Origin of the sequence: Shewanella amazonensis SB2B, assembly GCF_000015245.1 — a bacterium.
GTDB classification, from domain to species: Bacteria; Pseudomonadota; Gammaproteobacteria; order Enterobacterales; family Shewanellaceae; genus Shewanella; species Shewanella amazonensis.
In genome coordinates this window covers 1,183,064-1,206,483 of record NC_008700.1, presented here as the reverse complement: position 1 = coordinate 1,206,483, position 23,420 = coordinate 1,183,064, and the positions used below count along the sequence as shown (strand labels likewise).

Here is a 23,420-nt window from a genome sequence, read left to right as displayed (position 1 = left end):
CCTGCATGGACATGCACTGGCCGCAAAACAGTTAAACTGCGACTCGACCACGGAATGTGGGGAAACAGAGCTTTATTAGCAACAGCTTAAGGTGCCAATACCGTGGCTTCAGAAAAACAAAATCACAACATCAAGACGATACTGACCTTTATCGTCCCCTCCCTGATAGGGCTTCTGCTGTTTATGACGCCGGTCAGCTATCAGGATGCCATCACCATTCCCATCGCGATTATTTCAAAAGCCCTGCAACATGCGCTGAGTGATAAGGCGACAGCCATAGTGACGGCAGTCGTGGTTCTGACGACCCTGGTGTCTCTCATCACCAAGGTGGCAAAGCCCAAATTTATTACCGAAAACGGTTTTTTGAATGCGCTGTTTAACGTCAGCCCCATGTGGTTTTTCATCCGTATGTTGGGTGCGGCCTTCATCCTGATGACCTTTGCCGGAGTGGGTCCAGAAGCCATTACGTCAGGCAACACCGGTGGTCTGGTGCTGAACGACCTGTTGCCCGTGCTGCTCAGCGTGTTTATTTTTGCCGGTATGCTGCTGCCACTGCTGCTGAATTTTGGCCTGCTGGAGCTTTTTGGTGCTCTGCTGACCAAAATCATGCGACCTGTGTTTAACCTGCCCGGCCGCTGTGCCATCGACTGTATGGCCTCCTGGCTCGGTGATGGCAGTGTGGGGATCCTACTCACCAGCAAACAGTACGAAGGCCGTTTTTACACTGCCCGCGAAGCGGCGGTCATTGGCACGACCTTCTCGGCGGTATCCATTACCTTCTCGCTGGTGGTGATCTCTCAGGTGAAGCTTGAGGCACTGTTTGTACCCTTCTACCTGACGGTGTGTCTGGCCGGTATCGTGGCTGCCATTGTGGTGCCCAAGTTGCCACCGCTTTGCTGGAAAAAAGACAACTACATCGACGGCACCCCGAGACATCCTGACGATGAAGTGGTCCCCGCCGGTCACAGTGTGTTTTCCTGGGGCTATGACATGGCACTCGCCAAGGCAGCGGCCAGCGGCGGCGTCAAGGAGACCTTTACCGAAGGCGTGAAAAACGTCGCCGATATGGTGCTGGGAATTTTGCCGGTGGTAATGGCCATAGGTACTGTGGCGCTGATGATTGCCGAATACACACCGATTTTTGACTACCTCGGCATGCCCTTTATTCCGCTGCTTGAACTGCTGCAAATCCCGGAAGCCACCGCTGCCTCCAAAACTATCGTTGTGGGCTTTGCAGACATGTTTATCCCATCGATTCTGGCAGCCAGCATCGAATCGGATATGACCCGCTTTGTGATTGCGGCCCTGTCCGTGACCCAGCTGATTTACATGAGCGAAGTCGGCGCCCTGCTGATTGGTTCGCGCATTCCGGTCAACCTGCCGGAGCTGTTCGTGATTTTCGTTCTGCGTACTCTGGTCACCCTGCCGGTCATCGCCGGTGTGGCTCACCTGATATTCTGAGCCTGAACCTGAACATGACAAACCGGCGCCTGGCGCCGGTTTTTGTTTTCGGGCTCGCAACTTTGTCTTCAGCTTCTACACTTTAACTACTTAATCAAAGGGTTTTGTAAGTGAAGCTGATTCTTTCCTCGCTCATTCTCCTGTGTTGCTCACTGCTTTGCGCCGGTGCATACGGCTATAAACCCGCCTTTCAAACCCTGGAAGCCGAACACGGCTTATCCATGAATACCGTCAACGACCTGGTCACAGATTCCCGGGGGTATCTGTGGATTGCCACCCAGGCAGGGCTCAACAGATACGACGGTAAACACTTTAAAATTTATACCCAAAGCGATGCACCAAATGGACCGTCGGCAAACGATATTTCCTTTTTACATCTCTCCGCCAAAGGTGAACTCTGGTTATTGACAGAAAATGCAGGGGTGAACCTGTATCAGCCACTCACAGATACCTTCAAGGTGTTTGGCGCAGAGGCTGGTATTCCCAATGTCCGTTTCACCGGCATCAGTGAAGATGCCTCCGGCGCTTTGTGGCTGGCCACCGATAAACTGGGCGTGCTGGAGTTTTCCCCGAGTGCAGGCCGGGTGGTAAAGACCCACAGGATAGCGGGCAGCGGAAACGTATTAGGTATCACGGCCGATGGCCGGGGCGGATTTTGGCTTGCAATGCTTGGCGGTGTCTCCCATCTGACACAGGATGGGCAAAGCAGGAGCCCGGATAAGCTCAGAGGATTATCGGTTTCTGCCATGACAATCGACCCTGCAGGAAACCTTTGGCTTGGCACCGACAACATGGAGCTGCTGCGCTATGGGCAGGACGATGACTCCCTGGAGGATTTCAGTAATCTTTTTCCATCGGACATCACCCGGGTTGCCATTGCAGATCTCTTGCTGGATGTGTACAGCCACACCAATCACCACCACAACGCCATATCATCAAACACCATCCCAGCCACAGATAACCAGGGGCACCTGTGGATATCAACCTCAGGCGCGGGTCTCGCTGAGTTGGATATTGGCAAGCGGCGGCTTGAACGCTACGAGCATTCTCCTGCCGATTACCGCAGCCTCAGCAACCAAACGCTCACCCGCCTGTGGCTGGATGAAGAACAACAATTGTGGATTGGCACCCGCAGCGCGGGTATTGCCCGTTTGTCGTTGCCATCGAGGCAACTCAGGCATATTCATGGCCAGAGCTTTGAGAAAGATAATCTGCAAAACAGCGACATCCGCAGCTTCTTTCGCGACAGTCAGGGACAACTCTGGGTGGGCTCAACCGGTGGTTTACTGAGGGCAAAAGAATCTGCTGAAGGCGAGATAATAGGGTTTCTTCCCCATGGTTTGCCGCTGCCAGAGCTGACACAGGCCTTTATCAGTTTTATCAGGGAAGATGACGATGGCCAGCTGTGGATAGGCACCCGGGGCCTCGGTTTGGTGATTGTCAGCAAAGACAGGCAGAGTTTCCGGCAATTTCGCCACGACCCCGGTAACAGCACCAGCCTGCCAAGCAACACCCTGTACAGCCTGTTTCGCGATGCGCAAAGGCAGTTTTGGATAACCACACTGGATGGCGGCGTGGCGCGAATGGACGTCAACAGCGGCCAGTTCAGCGCCATCGACAGAAGCAACAGTAATCTTCTGCCGGAAGATCAGGTCACAGGAATGGCGCAAAGCAGTGATGGCACGCTTTGGATTGCCACCTACGGTGGTGGTCTGGCCATGCTCAATACTCAAGGCCAATACCGGCACTTCAACACAGATTCCACCCCTGCCTTACCCAGTAATCATTTGTTCTCAATCTTTATGGAAGACAATGGCAAGTTATGGCTGGCATCCGACAACGGTGTTATCTCCCTCGATACCCAAACCATGGCCGTAGACAGAATCGACAAATCCAAGGGATTGATAGGTGATGTGGTCTATCTGATGATTTTGGATGCTCACCACAGGCTGTGGGCCGGTACCGCAAGTGGGTTAAGTGTTATCGACACCCGCACTGGCAAGGTCCGCAGTTTTACCAGAGAAGATGGCCTGCAGGACAATGAATTTAACTTTGGCGCTGCCTTTCTCGACCGGGACAACAGTCTGTACATTGGCGGGATTAACGGTTTCAACCATATACACCCCGAAGATCTGCCCAGACGGGCGCCTCCGAGAGCACCGTCAATACAGAGCCTGATGTTAATGAACCAACCGGCCGACTTGCCCCAATCGGCCAAAGGCAAAGGTGAGCCGGGAACTCTGAAAATTAATCACACAGACACCCTGTTTGCCCTGGGCTATCAATCGGCAGCGCTCACCGATGCCCACCAGCTCAGTTACGAATACCGTATGCTCGGCTTGGATGACAACTGGTTTACCGACAACGATCTGCAACAGGCCACCTTTACCGGCCTGAGCCCCGGGCTGTACCAATTTGAAGTCAGGGCCCGCAATATCGACGGCGCCCAGAGCCCTATCACAGCCATGGGTATCACCATCGAAGCCGCACCGTGGCAAACCTGGTGGGCCTATGGCCTGTATTTACTCATAGCGACCTGTATCCTTGGGCTACTGCTGTACATGAAGTTATCCAAATACCGCGCCAAAATGGCGCTCATGGACAAGATAGCCGTCAGTGAACAGCGTTTGCAGCAGGCGCTCTCCAGCAGTGGCGATGAGTTCTGGGATTGGGAGATTGCCGCCCAGCGCCTCACCCGCTCCAATACCTATTTGAGTTACCCTCCCCAGGAACTGAATCTGGCCAACACACTGCTGGTGGTTATTCATCCCGATGATGTTGCCAAAGTCAGGGCTGCAATGGATGACTGCCTCTACCGCGGCGTGGATGAATTCGAAGTAAGCTACCGCGGCCGCACCGGTGAAGACCAGTGGCTGTGGGTACTCAATCACGGCAAAGTCATTTCCCGGGATGAAACCGGCCGTCCAGAACGGATTATGGGCACAGTCAAAAATATCCAGCGGCTCAAGGAGGCAGAAGAAGCCCTGCGAGAACTCAATGCCGAGCTGGAACAAAGAGTTACCGTGAGGACTCAGGAGCTGCAGGACAAAAATGAAGAGCTCAACACCCTGCTTGAAGAACTGCGTCAGACCCGTGATGAACTGTTGGATAAAGAAAAAATGGCCACCCTCGGCGGCTTGGTGGCCAGTATTACCCATGAAGTGAACACGCCCATCGGGATTTCGGTGACCGCGGCCTCCCATCTGCAGGACCGGGTGAGAGAATTTACCGCCGCCTTTGAAAAAGGCGAAGTGGATGAAGATGATTTTGTGCTGTACCAGAGTGAAGTGAATGACTGCTGTAAGCTGATGCTCACCAATCTTGAGCGTGCTGCCAAACTCATCAGCAGCTTCAAAAAGGTATCGGTCGACCAGTCCCATGAAGAGTTGCGGGAGTTTGACTTGAGCCAGTACGTGGATGAGATCTTTCTCTCCCTCAACCCCTTGCTGTCCCGTACCCCTCACAAGTACAGCTACGAGTGCGACCCTCAGTTGCTGGTGAACAGTAACCCTGGGATTTTCTATCAGATTATCAGCAACTTGTTTAACAACTCCATCATCCACGCCTACCCGGATGGCCGCAGCGGCACCCTGCGGCTTACCATCAAGCGAACCCCAGAGGGCATAGTGCTGGACTACCGTGATGATGGCTGCGGTATGAGTCAGGAAATTCAGGACAATATCTTCACGCCTTTCTTTACCACCAAGCGGGGTAAGGGAGGCAGTGGCCTTGGCATGAATATCGTTTACAACCTGGTTCATCAGGTGCTGGAAGGCGATATCGAGCTGATCACTGCGCCCCATCAGGGCGCTCACTTCATCATCCGCCTGCCCAAAAGCATGGAACTGCACCGCCCTCAGTAAGGTGTCATCAGAAAGTCACAGGGCTGTCATTTGTCGGTCAAACCCCATCCTTAGGCTGTAAGCATCCCAAAGGTTTGGAGCCGATATGGACACCAATAAAGCCGCTTGTGCCACACAGCGCCGCGGAGCACTGGGACACTTTCGCTGCCTGTGGATTTCGGATGTACACCTTGGTACACCCGACTGCCAGGCAGGTCCCCTCCTCAGCCTGCTTTCATCCTACCATTACGACAAACTGATCCTCGCCGGCGATATTGTCGATCTCTGGTCGCTCAAGCGCCGCAGTTTCTGGCCCCAAAGCCACAGACAATTGCTGGAATTGCTGCTGTCTCTGGCAGAGCAAGGCACCGACATCGTTTACGTGCCAGGCAATCACGACGAATGGTTTCGCCGCTTTCACGGCATCAGCTTTCGCGGCATTCACATCGAGCGCACTCACAGACATCACAGCCGCACCGGACTGGACGTACTGACCATTCACGGCGACGACTTCGATGCCGAAATTGCCATAGGCCGTTTCCACGCCCGTCTCGGCGACAACCTTTATGACCTGCTGCTGTGGCTAAACCGGGCACTGCACCGCTGCCGGAAGTTGTTGGGCTACCCCTACTGGTCCCTGGCCGGTTACATCAAAGCCAGAGTCAGCAAGGCGCAGGCCGCCATCAGCAAGTACCGTGAAGTCGCACTGAAACACTGCGCACGCCAGGAGGCAGACATGCTGGTCTGTGGCCATATCCACCAGCCTGCGCTCATCGAACAGGGCTCACTGATTTATGCCAACACAGGTGACTGGGTAGAAAACACTACCCTGATTGCCGAAACACCCCAGGGAAACTTCCAGCTGCTCAGGTGGAACCATGCCGAGCACCGGCTGGAGCTGGAGCAGGAAGTGCTCCTCAACAACACAAGCAAGGCCCGCATGAAGGTTGCCTGAGACAGGACACAAGATGATTTTTACCGTAGATAATCTGATAGACACCCGCTTGCCCGCCATCTCGGCAAGCCCCTGGCTCAAACGCCCTGTGTCGGCCGCGCTGCGATTCTTACTCCATGAAGAGGAATGTAACCGCATCGCCGCCGAATTCGCCTTTATGCAGGGTGTAGACTTTGCCGGTGCCGTGCTGGAAACCCTGAACTTCAGTTTTACTGTGCCCGACAGTGACCTGGATAATATTCCCGCCAAAGGCCGGGTGGTGATTTTTGCCAATCATCCCATAGGTTCTCTGGATGCGCTGGCGATGATAAAGCTCATCGGGGAAATCCGTCCCGACATCAAGGTGGTGGCCAACGAGATCCTGATGGCGATTGAACCTCTGCATCCCATCTTGTTGCCGGTGCGCAACATGGGCGGCGGCACCCCCAAGCATCATCTGGAAGCCATTCATCGTCACCTGCAAAACGACGGAGCCCTGCTTATCTTCCCCGCAGGTGAAGTGTCCCGCCTGCGCCCGAATGGTGTCAGGGATACCCTGTGGCAAAGCGGATTTCTGAAAATCGCCCTGGCCTGCGATGCGCCGCTGCTGCCCCTGTTTGCCGACGCACGCAACTCGGCAACCTTCTACGGCACATCCATGATTTACAAACCCCTTTCCACCCTGCTGCTGGTGAAAGAAATGTTCCGCCAGAAACAGCGAACCATGCCCATACGCATAGGGGAGCTCATCGCCCTTGACGCCCTCAAGGCAAAGGACTTTGATCTCAAAACCAAGGTCACCCTGCTGAAAAACCATCTGTATCGCATCGGCAAAAACCGTCCGCCCCTGTTTAAAACCCAAAGTCCCATTGCCCGCCCCGAGTGCCGCGCCGAGCTTAAAGCGGCACTTGGTGCCTGTGAGCATTTGGGGAACACCCAGGACGGAAAAACCATTTACCTTTACCAGCATCAGGGCTCCAACCCCATCATGCGTGAGATAGGCCGCTTGCGGGAGCAGGCCTTCCGGGCCGTGGGCGAAGGTACGGGCAAACGCCGGGATATAGACGCCTTCGACAGTCACTATCTGCATCTGGTGCTGTGGGACAAAGAAGCGCTGGAAGTAGTGGGCGCTTACCGTTTTGCCAGTGCCAGTAAACTGCATCAGGAGCTTGGTGCCAACAGCCTCTATAGCCAAAGCCTGTTTGATTTCACAGACGCCTTTGCCCCCTGCTTTGCCGAGGGGTTGGAGCTGGGCCGCAGTTTCGTACAGCCCAGATACTGGGGCAAACGCAGTCTGGACTACCTCTGGTTTGGTATCGGCGCCTTCCTCGCACGCAATCCGCAATATCGCTATCTGTTCGGCCCGGTGTCCATCAGCGGCCAGTTACCCCTGGCAGCCAGAGAAATGTTGGTGGATTTTTATGGCCGCTTCTACGGCGCCAACACCCAACTGGCATCCCCGAAACAGGCATTCAGACTGTCTGATGAGCGTCGGCGCGAGCTTGACAAGCTGTATGAAGGGTTACCCATGGAGGATGCCTTTAAACGCCTGAAGCATACCCTGTCTGGCATGGGTGTTGCTGTGCCAACCCTCTACAAACAGTACACAGAGCTCTGCCATGAAGACGGCGTATCCTTTGCCGCATTCAGCGTTGATCCCGACTTCGGTCACTGCGTCGATGGGCTGGTGACTGTGGACCTGACCCGCCTGAAAGACAAAAAACGCGAGCGATATCTGGGAGTCCACCGGCAAGATAATGCCCAGCTGGTGCTCGCAGACGGCGAAGGAGTCTGATATACCTAGGGAAACACAGTTTTACTGGGGCAGATTATGGAACTCTCGATTGCCGACATCATGGTCACCCGGGTGGTCACGGTTGAAATGGACGACAGGCTGCAACTGGTGAAGGAAATCTTCGATCAGGCCAGCTTCCATCACCTGCCGGTGGTGGATGAAGACGGCACCCTGAGCGGCATGCTGTCGGAGCGTGATTTGCTGCGCGCCATCAGCCCCCACATTGGCGCCATAGGCGAGACCAATCGCGATCAGGAAACCCTGCTAAAGCGGGTGCATCAGGTCATGACCCGCGAGCCTGTGACCATAGCGCCGCACAAGTCATTGGATGACGCCAGTTTACTGATGCTCGAATACAGCATAGGTTCACTGCCGGTGCTGGAAGACGGCAAGCTGGTCGGCATCATCACCTGGAAGGATTTACTCAGGGCATACAGCCACCTTGGCCGTCGCCCCTGAGGCTTCTGTTCATATTTTTACATAATTTATCAAAACCCATTCACGCCAGCCCGCATGGCCATTCACAACCTTTTTTTATAGTGGACGCATCAAAAAAACGGAGATGCGTCCATGTCACACCCCACTCAATCCCCCAAGGAGAGCAGAAGCCGGGAGCTTAAGGGCTTAGGCTTTATTGTTTTTCTGCTTTTTCCTGCACTTACCGTCACCTTTATCAGCCTCTACGGTTTGGCGCTCTGGGTTTACCAGGCCGTCACCGGCGTTGCGCCCCACTGATTTTCGAGGATATTGCATATGAAATGGTTCTCTTCTCTCAGACAAACCCTCGGCAAGCCCGCACTCTCCCTGAGTCTGGGCTTTATTGCCATCAGCGCCTTTATCATGGGTATTGTGTTCTGGGGCGGCTTTAACACCGCGCTGGAAGCCACCAATACCGAAGAGTTTTGTATCAGCTGCCACAGCATGGAAAGCAAGCCCTATCAGGAGCTGCAGCAGACTGTGCATTGGTCAAATCACTCTGGCGTGCGTGCCACCTGCCCCGACTGCCACGTGCCCCACGACTGGAGCCGCAAAATCGCCCGCAAGATGGAGGCCTCCCACGACGTATGGGGCTGGCTGTTCCAGACCGTGAATACCGACGAGAAATTCGAAGCCAAGCGTCTTGAGATGGCGAGCCGCGAGTGGAAACGCTTCGATAGAGACAACAGCCTTGCCTGTAAAAACTGCCACGATTACCAGTCGATGAAGTGGGACACCATGTCGCCGCTGGCGCAAAAACAGATGAAGCGCGCCGCCGAAATTGACCAGTCCTGCATCGATTGTCACAAGGGCATTGCCCACAAGCTGCCGGACATGGGCACAGCCCGCGCCCCTGAGCTGATTGCCGAGGTAGGCAGCGGCGTAACCCCCAATGTAGGCGAGAGCTACTTCAGCGCCCTGACCAAGCCATTGTATCTGGATGCCACCACCGCCGAAGAAGCGGGCACTTTGAACGTGGCCACCAAGGTCAAGGTACTGGAAACCAGCGGCAAGCGCGTAAAAGTGGCCATTGAAGGCTGGCGCAAGCGTGTGGGTGCAGGCCGGGTGATCTACTTCGACTTTGGGGTGAATATCCTCTCGGCTCAGCTGTCACTGGATGCCGCCAAAACCCCTGACCTTATCCGTACCTTTGAAGAAAAACAGGACCCCATGACGGGTCTCATGTGGGAGCGAATTGAAGCCGACATCTGGACCGATGCCGACTACCTGCTTGGTGACATAGCCCCGCTATGGAGCTACGCCAAAACCACCTACAGCAGCAGCTGCAGCGTATGCCACACCCAGCCAGAGGAAGCCCACTTCGATGCCAACACCTGGCCGGGCATGTTCCAGGGCATGTTGGCCTTCGTCAACATGGATCAGGACACCCAGGCGCTGGTACAGAAGTACCTGCAGGAACACTCAGCCACCTTTAACAAAGATGCCCACTAAGGGGAGACAGTCAGATGAAAAGACGTGATTTTTTAAAAGGCCTGATGTCAGCCTCCTGTATGGCCATAGGCTCCACCAGCCTGCTGAGCCCATTGAACGCACTGGCCGCGCCCCGCGGCCGTGACGAGTGGCTTACCACCGGCAGTCACTTTGGCGCCTTTAAAATTCGCCGTAAAAACGGCGTGATTGCCGAGGTGAAACCCTTCGAGCTGGACAAGTATCCAACGGATATGATTAACGGCATCAAGGGCCTGGTGTACAACCCATCCCGTATTCGCTATCCCATGGTCAGGCTCGACTTTTACAAGAACGGCCACAGGAGCAATACCGCCGAGCGCGGCGACTTCCGCTTTGTGCGGGTGACCTGGGATGAGGCGCTGGAGCTTTTCAAAGCGTCGCTGGATGAAATACAGACCAAGTATGGCCCAAGCGGCCTGCACGCCGGCCAAACCGGCTGGCGCGCCACCGGTCAGCTACATTCTTCCACCAGCCATATGCAGCGTGCGGTGAGCATGCACGGCAACTTCGTCAAAAAGGTGGGCGACTACTCCACCGGCGCGGGCCAGACCATTCTGCCTTACGTGCTCGGCTCCACTGAAGTGTATGCCCAGGGCACATCCTGGCCGCTGATTTTGAAAAACACCAAGACCCTGATTTTGTGGTCTAACGATCCGGTGAAGAACCTGCAGGTGGGCTGGAACGCCGAAACCCATGAGTCCTACGCCTATCTCGCCGAGCTCAAAGCGAAAGTGGCCAAGGGGGAAATTCGGGTCATCAGCATCGACCCAGTGGAAACCAAGACCCAGGCTTACCTTGGCTGCGAGCGGCTATACATCAACCCCCAGACCGACGTGGCCATGATGCTCGCAATCGCTCACGAGCTGTATCAGCAAAAGCTGTACGACGCCGAGTTTGTGAAGGGCTACAGCCTGGGCTTTGAGGACTTTTTGCCTTATCTGCTTGGCAAAACCGACAACACTCCCAAAACGCCTGAGTGGGCCGAAGCCATTTGCGGCGTGAGCGCAGCAACCATTCGCGACCTCGCCAAAGTGATGGTGAAAGACCGCACCCAAATCATGATGGGCTGGTGTATCCAGCGCCAGCAGCATGGCGAGCAGCCGTACTGGATGGCAGCGGTACTGGCCACCATGATAGGTCAGATTGGTCTGCCGGGCGGTGGCATCAGCTATGGCCACCACTACTCCAGCATCGGCGTGCCGGCCACCTCGGCGGCAGCCCCCGGCGCCTTCCCCCGTAACCTCGATGAAGGCAAAAAGCCGCTGTTTGACAGCAACGACTTCAAAGGCGCCAGCAGCACCATTCCGGTGGCGCGCTGGGTGGATGCCATCCTTGAGCCCGGCAAAACCATCGACGCCAACGGCAGCCGGGTGACTTACCCCGATATCAAGATGATGGTGTTCTCGGGCAACAACCCCTGGAACCACCATCAGGACAGAAACCGCATGAAGCAGGCGTTCCAGAAACTGGAAGCCGTGGTCACCATAGATGTGAACTGGACCGCCACCGCCCGCTTCAGTGACATAGTGCTGCCCGCCTGCACCACGCTGGAGCGCAACGATATCGACGTGTACGGCAGCTACGCGAGCCGCGGCATTTTGGCGATGCACAAGATGGTGGAGCCGCTGTTCGACAGTCTGTCCGATTTTGACATCTTCACCCGTTTTGCCGCCATCCTTGGCCGCGAACAGGAATACACCCGCGGCATGAATGAAATGCAGTGGATTGAGCACCTGTACAACGAGTGTCGTGAGGCCAACAAGGCCAAGTACCCAATGCCGGACTTCCAGACGTTCTGGAAAGAAGGCTATGTGCACTTTGGTGAAGGTGAAGAGTGGACCCGTCATGCGGATTTCCGTGCCGATCCGGAAATCAACCCGCTTGGTACGCCGTCTGGTCTGATTGAAATTTTCAGCCGCAAGATTGCCGCCTTTAACTACGATGACTGCCCCGGCCACCCCAAGTGGATGGAGAAAAAGGAGCGCAGCCACGGTGGCCCCGGCAGCGACAAGCACCCACTGTGGCTGCAATCCTGCCACCCGGACAAGCGCCTGCACTCACAGATGTGTGAAAGCGAAGAGTACCGCGCTACCTATACAGTTAAAGGCCGCGAGCCTGTGTACATCAGCCCCGAGGATGCCAAGGCCCGTGGCGTGAAAGACGGTGACTTAGTGCGGGTCTTCAATGACCGCGGCCAGGTGCTGGCCGGCGCCGTGATTTCCAAGCGCTTCCCCAAAGGGGTTATCCGTATCCACGAAGGCGCCTGGTATGGCCCTGTGGGCAAGGATGGCAGCAAAGAAGGCGGCAGCGAAATCGGCGCCCTTTGCTCTTTTGGTGACCCCAACACCCTGACCATGGACATTGGTACCTCCAAACTGGCGCAGGCCTGTGCGGCCTACACCTGTCTGGTGGACTTTGAGAAGTTCGAGGGCAAGGTGCCCGAGGTCAGCTCATTCACAGGCCCTGTGGAGGTTAATCTGTCATGAACAAGATGTCTCATTCCGAAGAGTTCGCCGCAGGCGAAATGAATGCCATCCGCGCCTCAGTGTGGCAACTGCTAAGCTCGCTCTACGCCAAAGAGCTGAGCCGTGAGCGCATCTGTGAGCTTGCTGGCGCCGAGCTGTGGCAGGCATTTGCAGCACAAGTCGAGCTTCAGGCGTCGGCTTCGCAAATCCAGGCGGCGCTCGCTCACGCAGCTAAGTATGACGCAAGTCAGGGCGGCGATGACGCCCGCCTCGAACTTGCCGCCGACTTTTGCAGCGCCTTTTTGCAAAATGCCGAGCACTGCGCCGCGCCTTACGCGAGCCTGTATCTGGGTGATGCTGGCAAAACTGAGCGGAATGAGACAGCGAGTTATGATACGGAGAGTCAGGATAAGGCCGCCCGAAGCCTCTACGGTGAAAAACATCAGCTGATGAGTGATTACCTGCGCTCGGCGGGCCTTGGCCTTGATGCGGATTTTCGCGAGCCAAGCGATCATCTGGCGGTGATCCTTGGGCTGATGGCGCACCTGTGCACCTCAGCAACTGAGGAGAGCCAGCGGGCGTTCCTTGAAAGCGCCATCTTAAGCTGGCTGCCCGAGTTCAACGCAAGACTTGGCAAGCTCAAGCTTGAAAGTCCGCTCTATGGCGCCCTTGGCGACTTTACCCTCGCCTGGGCCCGACTCGATACTGAGCTTTTGGGTGGTTAAGAGGAAAAAACCGACTGGAAATTGGCAAAGGGGCTGACGGGCTTACCCCCAAGTAAGCCGCTTGCCATCAAACATTGAGCTGAATCATTCGTTGGCCTTAAGCCACTCAGCCAGCGCCTGTAACGACGCCTGCCAGAGCTCCCTGAGTTCTGGCAGGCGTTGTTCTTGCCACTGGGTTTCGGTCAGTTTGCCGCTTACCTGCACCTTTTCCAGCTCCGCCGCCAGCTGAGCCAATGCTTTCAGCCCCATGCTGGCACTGGCGCCTTTCAGACTGTGCAGCCGGGTTTGCCGTTCGAGCGTCGCTACGCCGCGCTCAAAGGCCGCAAACTGCGCCTCACTTGAAGAAGCAAACTGCTGCGCCATTTCCTCCAGCGTGTCACGACCAAGAATATCCAGGTCCAGCTCAAGCTGCTCAATATCCAGCAGTCCCGGGTTGGCGGTGCGAAGGGCATTGTGCACAGCGGCATCCGTCACCGGGACCGCCAATGAGGCATCAGCACGGGATACATCCGTTTGAGACACATCAGTCTGGGATGCATCCCCCAGCCAATGGCCCAGAGCCGCCAGACTCAGGGGCTTGGCAAGCACAGTCTCTACGCCTGCCCGCTGATAACCCGCCACCGCATCAATATCGACCTGCGCGGTAAAGGCCGCGACCAGAATACCCGCAGGCAGCGATGGCAACAGGCTGCGGCCATCACCATCCGGTAGCTGCATATCCAGCATCAGAGCATCGAATTGCTCTGCTGCAAGCAGTCTGCGTGCCTCGGCCAAATCCCATGCCCAGGAGGCCTCGTGGCCAAGAGTGGCAAGATATCCACGGGCCACCAGCGCATTCACCTGATTGTCCTCCACCAGCAGTACCCGCCTGGGCGACACGGCAACGAAGGACTGCGCTGCAGCCTCTGCCGGGGCATCGCAGTGAACCAGCGGCAAACTGAAACTGAAGCAACTGCCAACACCTTGCAGGCTCTCTACTTGAATGCCAACCTCGTTGACCGACTCAGGGCCGACATCAGCCATCAGGCACACCAGTTCACGGCTGATGGCAAGTCCCAGCCCGGTACCCCGGGCCCTGCCCTGCACATGTCCTGTTTCATAGGGGGTAAAGAGCCGTTGCCGAGTCGCCTCATCCATGCCAACGCCGGTATCGGTCACACTGAAGTGAAGCCTTTGCCCCTCGGCGCTAACCCTTAACACCACTGAGCCACGCTGGGTGAATTTGATGGCATTGCCAAGCAAATTGAGCAGCACCTGCCTGAGTTTGGGGCCATCGAGGCTCACGTATTGCGGCACATTGGTTGTCAGCAGCTCAAGCCCCAGCCCAGCGAGGCTGGCACCGGCCAGCATCACATTCATCACTTCATCCAGCAGCTGGGGGAAATCCACCGGAGCCGGTTGGGCCTTTAGCTGGCCTTTTTCCAGCCGTGAGAAATCGAGAATGTCCGATAACAGGGTTTGCAGCAGCACGGCACTGTAGCGCGACAGCCCCAGCAACTGATGCTGTGACTCGGTGAGGCTTTTATCCTTATCGAGCAGCTCCAGTGTGCCCATCAGACCATTGAGCGGCGTGCGAATTTCGTGGCTCATGGTGGCAAGAAATCGGCTCTTGGCCTGACTTGCGTTTTCCGCTGCTTCCCGGGCACTGGCAAGCTCGGCCGTGCGCTCTATTACTTTGACTTCCAGCGCCGCCTTATGGCTGGCAAGCTCACGGGCGCTCTCCCGCAGTTCGCCCGCCAGCTCCTGATTACGAATGGTTTTGGCTTTAAAGGCCTCAATGGCTTCAGCCATGGCGGTAAGCTCATCGTCGCCGTGAGGGTCCAGACTGATATCGGTATTGCCACGGGCCAAACTGTGCATAGCGCCAGTGGCTTCCCCGAGGCGCACCGCAATACCTTTGTAAATCACCCGGTAAGACACCAGCAGGATAAGCAGCAACATCGCAAGGCCGGTGCCCCACAGCCCTGCGCCCGCCCAGGAGAGCTGACGCAGATAGTCTTTGCGGGCCTCCAGCGCCTTGGCACTCTGAGTTTGCAGCGCCCTGTCGAGGCGCTGGCTAAGACCAAACAGCTTATCCTGCAGCAGCTGTTGCAATGAATTGACCGAACGACTGGCGTTAAGAAAGTCTGCTCTTAACGTCAGCACAGCGCCCACATGAAGCAGACGCTGGGTTTCTTCCTCAAGGGAGGCCTGGCGCACTGGGTCGCGCACCAGCAGGCTTACCCGCTTAAGTGGCCAGAGGCTGTTTTCTACTGCCCCATCGCTCGCTCCCTCCCCCAGAATATCCCCAAGGGGCAGGCCCGAGTCAGTGCCCTCATCGGCAAGCTCGGCCACCAGCGCGATGCGGTTGATGAGTGATAACGCCCGCTGCAATTGGCTTTGAATATCCAGTTCAGTCTCTATGATGTCATCCAGTAAGCGGGCGCTGCGCCCCTGCCCGGCCTGCTGCGGATACGCCTGACTGAGTTTCGCCAGAAGAACGGCATCCACAACCGCCAGCTCTGCCTGTACCAGCTCACGGGCAGTGGCACTGGCAAGGGCGAGGGTCTTGGCCTGGTGGGTCAGGGTATCGTGCAGTTCAAGCTTTCGCCCAACCCTGTTGCCAAGTTCCGCAAGGGCCGACACGATTTCACCCGAGTCACGCCCCAGGGTGTTGGGGGTGTCCACGGCGGTATCTACTCCAAGGCTTCTCAGCTTTTCGGCGGCGCTCAGAAGATTGGCGGTCTCAATGGAAAGTTTGCGGCCAATTAACTCCCGCTGATTTTCTTCGCTGACCCTGGCAAGCAGCTGGGTGTTTTCGGTGAGCGCAGCAGCAGACTGTACCAGCTCCCTTGCCGCATCGGATGCTGGTAACGAACGCTCGTAGAGCATATGGTCGGCCTGTTTTACCCATTGCAGGCTCACCGACCCCAAACTCACCAGCAACAGCAGCAAGGCGGCCAATAGCACAAAAGCCAGAATGAGACGTCCGGACAGACTGGAGAAGGACAATGAAGGAGGGGTCACAGGCTCACCTATAGCTGGTACACTTCGGCTGTGATCATCTTACGGAACTCTTGCCGTGAACATAAGCCCCAGAATCCTTTTACTCTTGATAGCGCTGGGATTTTTTACCGCCGAGGCCGCCCCATGGCAACTTGAGCAGCGCACGCCGTTCAACGCCATAGAGCAACAAAGCAAGGCGCTCATGCTGACGCCCCTTGAGCGTGCACATAAGCCCTGGAAGCTGTGTGTACTGGTACCCCACTTAAAGGATGCCTATTGGATTGGCATTAACTATGGCCTCGCGGCTCAAGCAAAGAAGCTCGGCGTCAGTTTTGAGATGTTCGAGGCTGGCGGCTACCCCAATCACGACCGCCAACAGACCCAGTTGGCCCATTGTTTAGGCGGCGATTTTGATGCTGTGCTGCTGGGCGCCGTAACCCCGCATTTGCTCAAAGACGTGCCCGGCGGGCTTAATAAGCCTGTACTGGCGCTGGTGAACAAGCTGGAGGATCCCCGGGTTGGCACTCATATCGGGGTGAACTGGTATCAAATGGGCAGCCTTATCGGCAATGCCATCAAACGCCAGTTCACATCAGAGGCCAGTCTGGCGCTGCTGGCCGGGCCCGAGTCTGTGGGTGGCACTGACCTTGTTGAGCAGGGCATAGGGCAGAGCCTCAGCGGCAGCAAGCTCAGTATTGGTGCCATTCGCCACGCCGACAACAACCGCCATTTGCAGCGGGAACAGCTGCAACAGCTGCTGGAATCGAGCCGTCCTGACGCCATTGTGGGCAGCGCTGTGGCCATTGAAGTGGCGGTCAATCAGTTCGGCCAAACCCCGCCATCCTATCCCATAGTACTGGGGGCGAGTTACTTCTCCCCGGCTATCGCCCGCGCACTGCAGCGAGGCAAAATCGCTGCAGCCTGTGACGACAAGGTGGTATTGCAGGGCATGGTGGCAGTGGAATTGGCGGTAAGGCAATTGCAGGGCGAAACTGCCTTTGGTGATATAGGACCGGCGATTGTAGTCAGAACGGCCAACAACAGCGATGCCGCAGCGCTGATTGAATCCTTACCCCCTGCCGAGTTTTATCCTGTTTATCGCTTTAATCCCTGACGCTGGCAGCAAAGAGATATCCTTCGCCATGAACTGTCACAAACAGCTCTGGATTGAGCTTACCGCGCAGGCGGCGGATAATCACGTCTATGGTACGGTCGTTGGCATCTTCACTGCGATGGCTGGTTTGCTGCATTAAACGCTCCCGCGACAGCACCTGCCGTGGGTGCAACGCAAAAGCCACCAGCAGCTCGAATTCCGCCTTGGTGAGCTTGATAACCGCCTCGCCCCGGGACAACTTGCGACTGCCAAGTTCAAGCACATAGTCGTCGAACTCGATTCTGTCATCGCCCTCATCCATGGCGGCTACAGCCTGCTGTTTAGCCTTTTCCACCAAGGAGATACGCCACAGCAGGTTTTTTACCCGCACCAACAGCTCTCTAAGCTCAAAGGGCTTGGTGACATAGTCGTCAGCCCCCATCTCAAGGCCAACGATTCTATCGACGGTCTCATCCCGGCCACTCACCAGAATGATGCCCACGTCAGAGCGACTTCTGAGCTCCCGGGTCAGCGAAAGACCATCGGTTCCCGGCAGATTGATATCCAGCATAATCAAATCCACATGGGCCAGCGCCAATTGTTGCCACATTTCTTCCCCATTGGCGGCCTCCAACACCCGATAGCCTTCCTTGCTGAAGTAGCCTTTCAGGCGGGTGCGAATAACCGCCTCATCATCGACGACCAAAACTGTGTAGGCCATGGGGTATCTCCGGGAACGTGATTGGCACCAGTATATTCATAATTTTTCATATTTCACATTCGGGGAGAAAGAACTGAGATCCCGCTTGCAACCCCAATGCTGAAATAACGGATATCATGCGTAAAAGTGGGCTTGCACTTTTACAGCAAGTACCGCATGTTTTATGCTTAAACAAGTTTCAGCGGCCAGCCAAAAGGACACACCATGGACGAGAGGCGTAAGTTCTCCCGAATTCTGTTTGATACCAAGGCCCGTCTTTTTACCGAATCCCAGGTCTGGGAAACCCGTATTCTGGACTTGAGCCTCAATGGCGCTCTGGTCGCGTCTCCCAACGATTTCTCCCCTGAGGGTAACAGCCTTTCACTGGCATTTTCGCTGCCTGAATCAGATGTGGAAGTGCAGATGCAAACCCTTATTGCCCATCAAAAGCCCGGGATGATTGGCTTAAAATGCGAGCATATTGACGTGGAGAGTATCAGTCACCTAAGGCGCATGGTGGAGCTGAATCTGGGGGATGCATCCCTGCTCAATCGAGAGCTGGAACACTTTATCGAGAGCCATGAAAAAGGGGACTGATGTCCCCTTTTTCATGTGATTGACACTTTTGTTTAAAGGGCTGCCAAGGCTTCAGCTAGCTTTGATACGCCAATCACTTCCATGCCTTCGGGTGGCTTTTTCGGCATATTGGCTCTTGGCACAATCGCCCGTTTAAAGCCGTGCTTGGCCGCTTCCACCAATCGCTCCTGACCGTTGGGCACGGGGCGAATTTCGCCCGAAAGTCCCACCTCACCAAAGGCCACCAGATCCCTTGGCAAGACTTCGCCACGGAAACTGGACACCATGGCCAGCAATAAGGTCAGGTCGGCGCTGGTTTCGGTGACCTTTACCCCACCCACTACGTTCACAAACACGTCCTGATCCGACATTTGCAGGCCGCCATGGCGATGCATCACCGCCAGTAACATGGCCAGACGGTTGGCATCCATCCCCACCGCCACCCGCCGCGGATTGGACAGCGCCGAGTTATCCACCAGCACCTGCAGCTCCACCAGCAGCGGCCGGGTACCTTCCCAGACCACCATCACCAGGGAGCCACTGGAAGCCTCTTCTCCACGGGAGAGGAAAATTGCCGACGGGTTGGCCACCTCTTTGAGGCCCCGCTCAGTCATGGCAAAGACGCCAAGCTCATTGATGGCACCAAAACGGTTTTTATGGGAACGGAGGGTGCGATAACGGCTGTCGGAGTCGCCTTCAAACATCACAGAGCAGTCGATACAGTGCTCAAGCACCTTGGGGCCAGCGAGACTGCCGTCTTTGGTGACGTGACCGACCATGATCACGGCGATACCGTTTTGCTTGGCAAACCGGGTAAGGAATGACGCTGATTCACGCACCTGTGCCACACTGCCGGGGGAGGACTGCACATCACTCATGTGCATCACCTGAATGGAGTCCACCACTATCAGCTTGGGCTGTTCTTTCAGGGCAATGTCACAGAGGGTTTCGACACTGGTTTCAGAGAGCATCTTTAATTTGGAAGTAGGCAGCCCCAGTCGATGAGCCCGCATGGCCACCTGCTGCAGCGACTCTTCGCCGGTCACATAGAGAGCCGGCATGACCTCCGCTAACTGACACAGGGTCTGCAATAACAGCGTACTTTTACCCGCTCCCGGATGACCACCAATCAGGATGGCGCTGCCGGGCACTATGCCTCCGCCCAGAACCCGGTCAAACTCGGTAAAGGAGCTTGGGATTCGGGGCAGCTCATTCAAATCAATTTGGTCGAGAGTTTTGACCTCAGATACCCCGGCACCAGCATATCCGCTGAAACGTCCGCTGCGTGCCACAGTGGCGGCGCCCAGTCTCACTTCGGTGATGGAGTTCCACTCCAGGCAAGCGCTGCACTGCCCTTGCCAGCGGGGAAAGTCCTGACCACACTCATTGCATACGTACGCGGTTTTATTTTTTGCCATAACTGCCTAAATTCTGTATAAAATTGAGTATAGAACCCAGAAAAGCTGCCGATAATAGACTAGCAATTCCTCTCTCCAATGGCACGGCAAAAAGACAAATACCCATGAGCCTGACCGAACATTCAGCACTGATAGAACAGCTCAAACCCCTGATGTTGGAACCCAACTTCCCGCAGGTGTTCGAGCAGTTGACTGCGGGAGAGTCCAACTCGACCCGCTTTTTGCTGAAAATGGAATTAAATCGCCTCGGCTCAGAGTGCACCCGTCTGATTGATTTGCGTGACAAATCTGAATTGCCCTGTGAAGAGCTGCGTGCGGGGCGTCAAACCCATTTCCTCGACCAGCCAGCCAAACAGATTTTCCAGCAGGCGCTGGCCCTGTATCAGGGCAAATACACCCTTGGCGTGTATGAAGAGGTGATGAACGCCCATCGTAAACGCCGGCAAAAATCCCAGGGAAATCCCTCAGCCGTTTCCCCTGCAGAATCTCAGCCATTTACTGTGCCGGGCATAGTGCTTGGCAACTATTTCAGCCGCACCGAAGAGCGGATGAATTACAGCATGAAAATTCTGGTGTCCCAGCCGGGGCGAGGTGAAATCCCCGGGATCACAGCCGATCTGTCGGTGGGTGGTGCCCGCATACGATTGCCGTCGAGACACCCGTTTTCCCTCGACATACCTTTAAAGGTAAAACTGGTTGAGCTCAGCCAGGAGTTTTATTACGAAGATCTGCAGCATGGGGTGGAATATCAGATAGTCAGTGCCGAAGGCAATGGCGAATTTACCTGGATGCGACTCAAGCGACTTGGCGGCTCTGAAGGCCTGTCAGAGATGCTCGCCAATCTCATTCGTGGCTATAAGTTTCGCTACAAGGTTGATATCAACGACGTGCTGGTCACGGCCACAGGTCTTGGGTTTGAGCGCCATTACCTGCCTCATTTACCACATTTACCGCTGTTTCTGGACAACCGGGGCGATAAACCCAGGTTAAGCCATTTATTGTTAAGTCCTGATAATCAGGCAATTTTGCATTATTTCCAGGATGAGAACGACATCAGCCAATTGGAAGGCATGTTGACCCAAGGCCGAATGGGCATGGCACTTCGTTATCCCGAAGACGCCGATCACCGCACCTTTTTTTGCTTCACCCATAATGCCAACGGCAAACTGTTTTTCTATTCAGCTACCCTCGCGGAGCTCAAACACCGTAAAGAGCGGGAGCTCTTTTTCGGTTTCGGTGCAGGTAAACCCAGTTGGCGGGTGTTTAAGTTAACCCTGGATACCATAGACCACGGCAAGCGATACAAAAGTTCGGTGATCCCCGGAGACGCGGAAAACTATTCCGCCCTGACAGAGCAGCAGCTCGCCAGCTTCAGCCACGTGCTGCAGTTGATGGACCTGACCCACGAACCGGCCAAATCGCAATATAAAGGCTGGTATAACAATGCCAACGCCAACGCGCTTAAAGTCTATGGTCAAAAGAAGGCTGTTCAAAGCAGCATTAAACAGGTGTCACTGGAATTCAGCGAGCGGCGACGGGAGGCCAGGTTTGCCTTTAAAACCCTGGCAGAAATTCACCAGGGCGGTTTGAAGGTACAGGGACTGAGTAACGACATTTCAAGTCGTGGACTACAGGTGATATTGGATAAGGCCGCAGCCTTTGAAGAAGGTAAGCCGGTGACGCTGTCGCTGCCAAAGCTGCAGGCGATTGCCGGTAAAAGTCGCTTGGTCGACCTGCCCTATCGCCTGGTGAAATCACGCAAGGACGGCATGGTACTGCACCTTGCCGCCATCATTGGCCATGAAGTGCATCCCGGGGTCGAGTTTCTCAACAAGCTGATTGTCCACAATCGGGAGAAGCTGACCCAGCTGAGCGAAAACAACAGCGACATTAAAGAGCTGTCGGACGGTCTGAAAAATCTGGTGATGCGAAAGCTGTATGGCGTACCTTTCTTTATCGAAAAAACCGCCAAGACTCAGGTTGTCAGCTTCCTCGGTACCAGCGTGCAGGGCCATGACATAACCGACATGTTTGCCGCGCTGAGCACTGAGCCCCAGCACTATAATCTGGCACCTCTGCTTGGCAATGGCATACTGAAACAGGCTGTACTGGACCCCATACGAACCCTGCGCCCTAACGATGAAATGAGCTACGTTGAGCTGTTTGTCCAGGTCATACGTCAGTCCCGTGGCGGCATACTGCTGAAGTTTGTCCCTTCAGACGATCTGGCATCGGTCGAGGCGCAACTGAACTTTATCAACCAGAGTAATCAGGTGGGTAAGTTTATGGCTATCCGTCTTTACCGCGGTGCCACAGGCAAACCAGACAACAGCTGTATTCGCCGCGAGCTGGAATACATACACATACACGCGCAGCACAAGGCCAAGCAACTTGAAGAGCAATTGTGGCGCATTGTCGGTGTAGGTGAATTATTGGATGTCACAGACGAAGTTGTGCTGCGTTTCAGCGCACTCAGTCAGTAAATTGCGCCCTCAGTTAACCGGGTCTTTGAGCGCCGTCATATCAAAACCAAGCAACCAGTCTGCTACCTCCATAAAATGATCTGATGGGGCATCAAGATGTGTCAGCATGCCCGCATGGTCATAGTCGTGGCGATATCCATGCGCCCTGGACAGCAAGGTAAAGCGGGCATCAGCAGCGCAGCATTCTGCCATCATGTCTTTCACATCACTGGGGTTACCCAGCACAGTATCCCGGGCGCCGGCAATAAACCAGGCTGGCGGTATACCTTTAACCCTTGCGGCTGCTGCGTAATCAAAGCCGTCATCATGATCTATCCAATCACCACGGACCCAGTCGATACTCTCGCACAGGGAACTGATACTCTCGTTATCCATACCGAGTTTCAGGCTATCGGCGGGTAAATAACCGCGCTGTGTGGCGATGGCAGGTGCAAGCCGGTTCCAGAACATGTCCACCATCCACCATTTTTTCAATGAGCGGGTTCGTATGGTTCTTTTGCTGCCAAAAGTCAGTAAAGATCGTACCCTGGCGGCCATATCCGGGTATCTCACCAAACTGCTTGCCATGAGAACCCCACCCCAGGAGTGGCCACACCAGTGTACCCCCTGCGTTAACGGATGGCGCTCAAGAATGAATGCCTGTACCAGGGGTAACTGTTCACGGATCACCTTGCCCTGCCCCGGATCAACGCCTTTGGACAGCTTGGGAGTACTGAGGCCCCGTCCCGCCGTATCGAGGACATACACCTCAAACCCCTGCCGGGCCAAAAAGCTCGCCAGCCCCCGCCCGGACTCACTGTAAAACACCCGGCCGTTGGACATGGCACCATGAAGCATCAGCAAGGGGGAGCGCGCAGCAGCAGGGGAAGCGGGACTGATATGCCTCAGGTGCAACTGACCGCCGTCGTAAGGTAAAAACAACGATTGCTGGAAAATCGTGTCTTTTTGCAGAGAGTTGGATGAAGCTTGAGTCAAAATCGCTGTCATGGTTATCAA

General features: G+C 55.5%; 16 protein-coding genes. 12 read left to right on the top strand and 4 right to left on the bottom strand.

Annotated features, from left to right (window positions below; translation table 11 throughout):
* The first annotated feature begins 102 nt into the window (after positions 1-102).
* The 9 genes from SAMA_RS05190 (at position 103) to torD (ending at position 13,169) form a co-directional block, all read left to right on the top strand.
* Positions 103-1,461, top strand: coding sequence for a YjiH family protein (locus tag SAMA_RS05190; protein ID WP_011759110.1), 1,359 nt, complete (start codon positions 103-105; stop codon positions 1,459-1,461).
* 110 nt (positions 1,462-1,571) lie between these two features.
* Positions 1,572-5,324, top strand: a complete 3,753-nt coding sequence (locus SAMA_RS05185; protein ID WP_011759109.1) for a two-component regulator propeller domain-containing protein — start codon at positions 1,572-1,574, stop codon at positions 5,322-5,324.
* An 85-nt stretch (positions 5,325-5,409) separates the two neighbouring features.
* Complete coding sequence (locus SAMA_RS05180; protein WP_011759108.1) at positions 5,410-6,258, top strand: UDP-2,3-diacylglucosamine diphosphatase; 849 nt, start codon at positions 5,410-5,412, stop codon at positions 6,256-6,258.
* 13 nt (positions 6,259-6,271) lie between these two features.
* Complete coding sequence (locus SAMA_RS05175; RefSeq protein WP_011759107.1) at positions 6,272-8,032, top strand: GNAT family N-acyltransferase; 1,761 nt, start codon at positions 6,272-6,274, stop codon at positions 8,030-8,032.
* Between the two features lie 36 nt (positions 8,033-8,068).
* Positions 8,069-8,491, top strand: coding sequence for a CBS domain-containing protein (locus SAMA_RS05170; RefSeq protein ID WP_011759106.1), 423 nt, complete (start codon positions 8,069-8,071; stop codon positions 8,489-8,491).
* 111 nt (positions 8,492-8,602) lie between these two features.
* Positions 8,603-8,767, top strand: coding sequence for a periplasmic nitrate reductase, NapE protein (locus SAMA_RS05165; RefSeq protein ID WP_011759105.1), 165 nt, complete (start codon positions 8,603-8,605; stop codon positions 8,765-8,767).
* Between the two features lie 18 nt (positions 8,768-8,785).
* The gene (gene torC, locus SAMA_RS05160; protein ID WP_011759104.1) at positions 8,786-9,961 is read left to right on the top strand and encodes a pentaheme c-type cytochrome TorC; all 1,176 of its coding nucleotides are present in this window, start codon (positions 8,786-8,788) and stop codon (positions 9,959-9,961) included.
* A gap of 14 nt (positions 9,962-9,975) precedes the next feature.
* Positions 9,976-12,465: a trimethylamine-N-oxide reductase TorA gene (torA, locus tag SAMA_RS05155; protein ID WP_011759103.1), complete on the top strand. Its 2,490-nt coding sequence runs from the start codon at positions 9,976-9,978 to the stop codon at positions 12,463-12,465.
* On the top strand, positions 12,462-13,169 hold the full coding sequence (torD, locus tag SAMA_RS05150) for a molecular chaperone TorD (protein WP_011759102.1): 708 nt from the start codon (positions 12,462-12,464) through the stop codon (positions 13,167-13,169). Before torA ends, torD begins: the two co-directional genes overlap by 4 nt.
* Positions 13,170-13,253: 84 nt before the next feature.
* On the opposite strand, the gene torS is transcribed toward torD, so the two are convergent.
* Positions 13,254-16,175, bottom strand: coding sequence for a TMAO reductase system sensor histidine kinase/response regulator TorS (gene torS / locus SAMA_RS05145; RefSeq protein WP_011759101.1), 2,922 nt, complete (start codon positions 16,173-16,175; stop codon positions 13,254-13,256).
* A gap of 55 nt (positions 16,176-16,230) precedes the next feature.
* Between torS and torT the strand changes: the two genes are divergently transcribed.
* Positions 16,231-17,268, top strand: a complete 1,038-nt coding sequence (gene torT / locus SAMA_RS05140) for a TMAO reductase system periplasmic protein TorT (protein ID WP_011759100.1) — start codon at positions 16,231-16,233, stop codon at positions 17,266-17,268.
* Here torT and torR read toward each other — a convergent pair.
* Positions 17,258-17,968, bottom strand: a complete 711-nt coding sequence (torR, locus tag SAMA_RS05135; RefSeq protein ID WP_011759099.1) for a two-component system response regulator TorR — start codon at positions 17,966-17,968, stop codon at positions 17,258-17,260. The two genes, torT and torR, sit on opposite strands and share 11 nt — an antisense overlap.
* 204 nt (positions 17,969-18,172) lie before the next feature.
* Between torR and SAMA_RS05130 the strand changes: the two genes are divergently transcribed.
* A complete protein-coding gene (locus SAMA_RS05130; protein ID WP_011759098.1) occupies positions 18,173-18,544 on the top strand; it encodes a PilZ domain-containing protein in 372 nt (123 codons plus the stop codon).
* A 32-nt stretch (positions 18,545-18,576) separates the two neighbouring features.
* Here the strand turns inward: SAMA_RS05130 and radA are convergent, their stop codons facing one another.
* A complete protein-coding gene (radA, locus tag SAMA_RS05125) occupies positions 18,577-19,941 on the bottom strand; it encodes a DNA repair protein RadA (protein WP_011759097.1) in 1,365 nt (454 codons plus the stop codon).
* Positions 19,942-20,045: 104 nt separating this feature from the next.
* On the opposite strand from radA, the gene SAMA_RS05120 reads away from it, so the two are divergent.
* Positions 20,046-22,424, top strand: coding sequence for a PilZ domain-containing protein (locus tag SAMA_RS05120; protein ID WP_011759096.1), 2,379 nt, complete (start codon positions 20,046-20,048; stop codon positions 22,422-22,424).
* Between the two features lie 9 nt (positions 22,425-22,433).
* Here SAMA_RS05120 and SAMA_RS05115 read toward each other — a convergent pair whose 3' ends face one another.
* A complete protein-coding gene (locus tag SAMA_RS05115; protein WP_011759095.1) occupies positions 22,434-23,411 on the bottom strand; it encodes an alpha/beta fold hydrolase in 978 nt (325 codons plus the stop codon).
* Between the last annotated feature and the right edge of the window lie 9 nt (positions 23,412-23,420).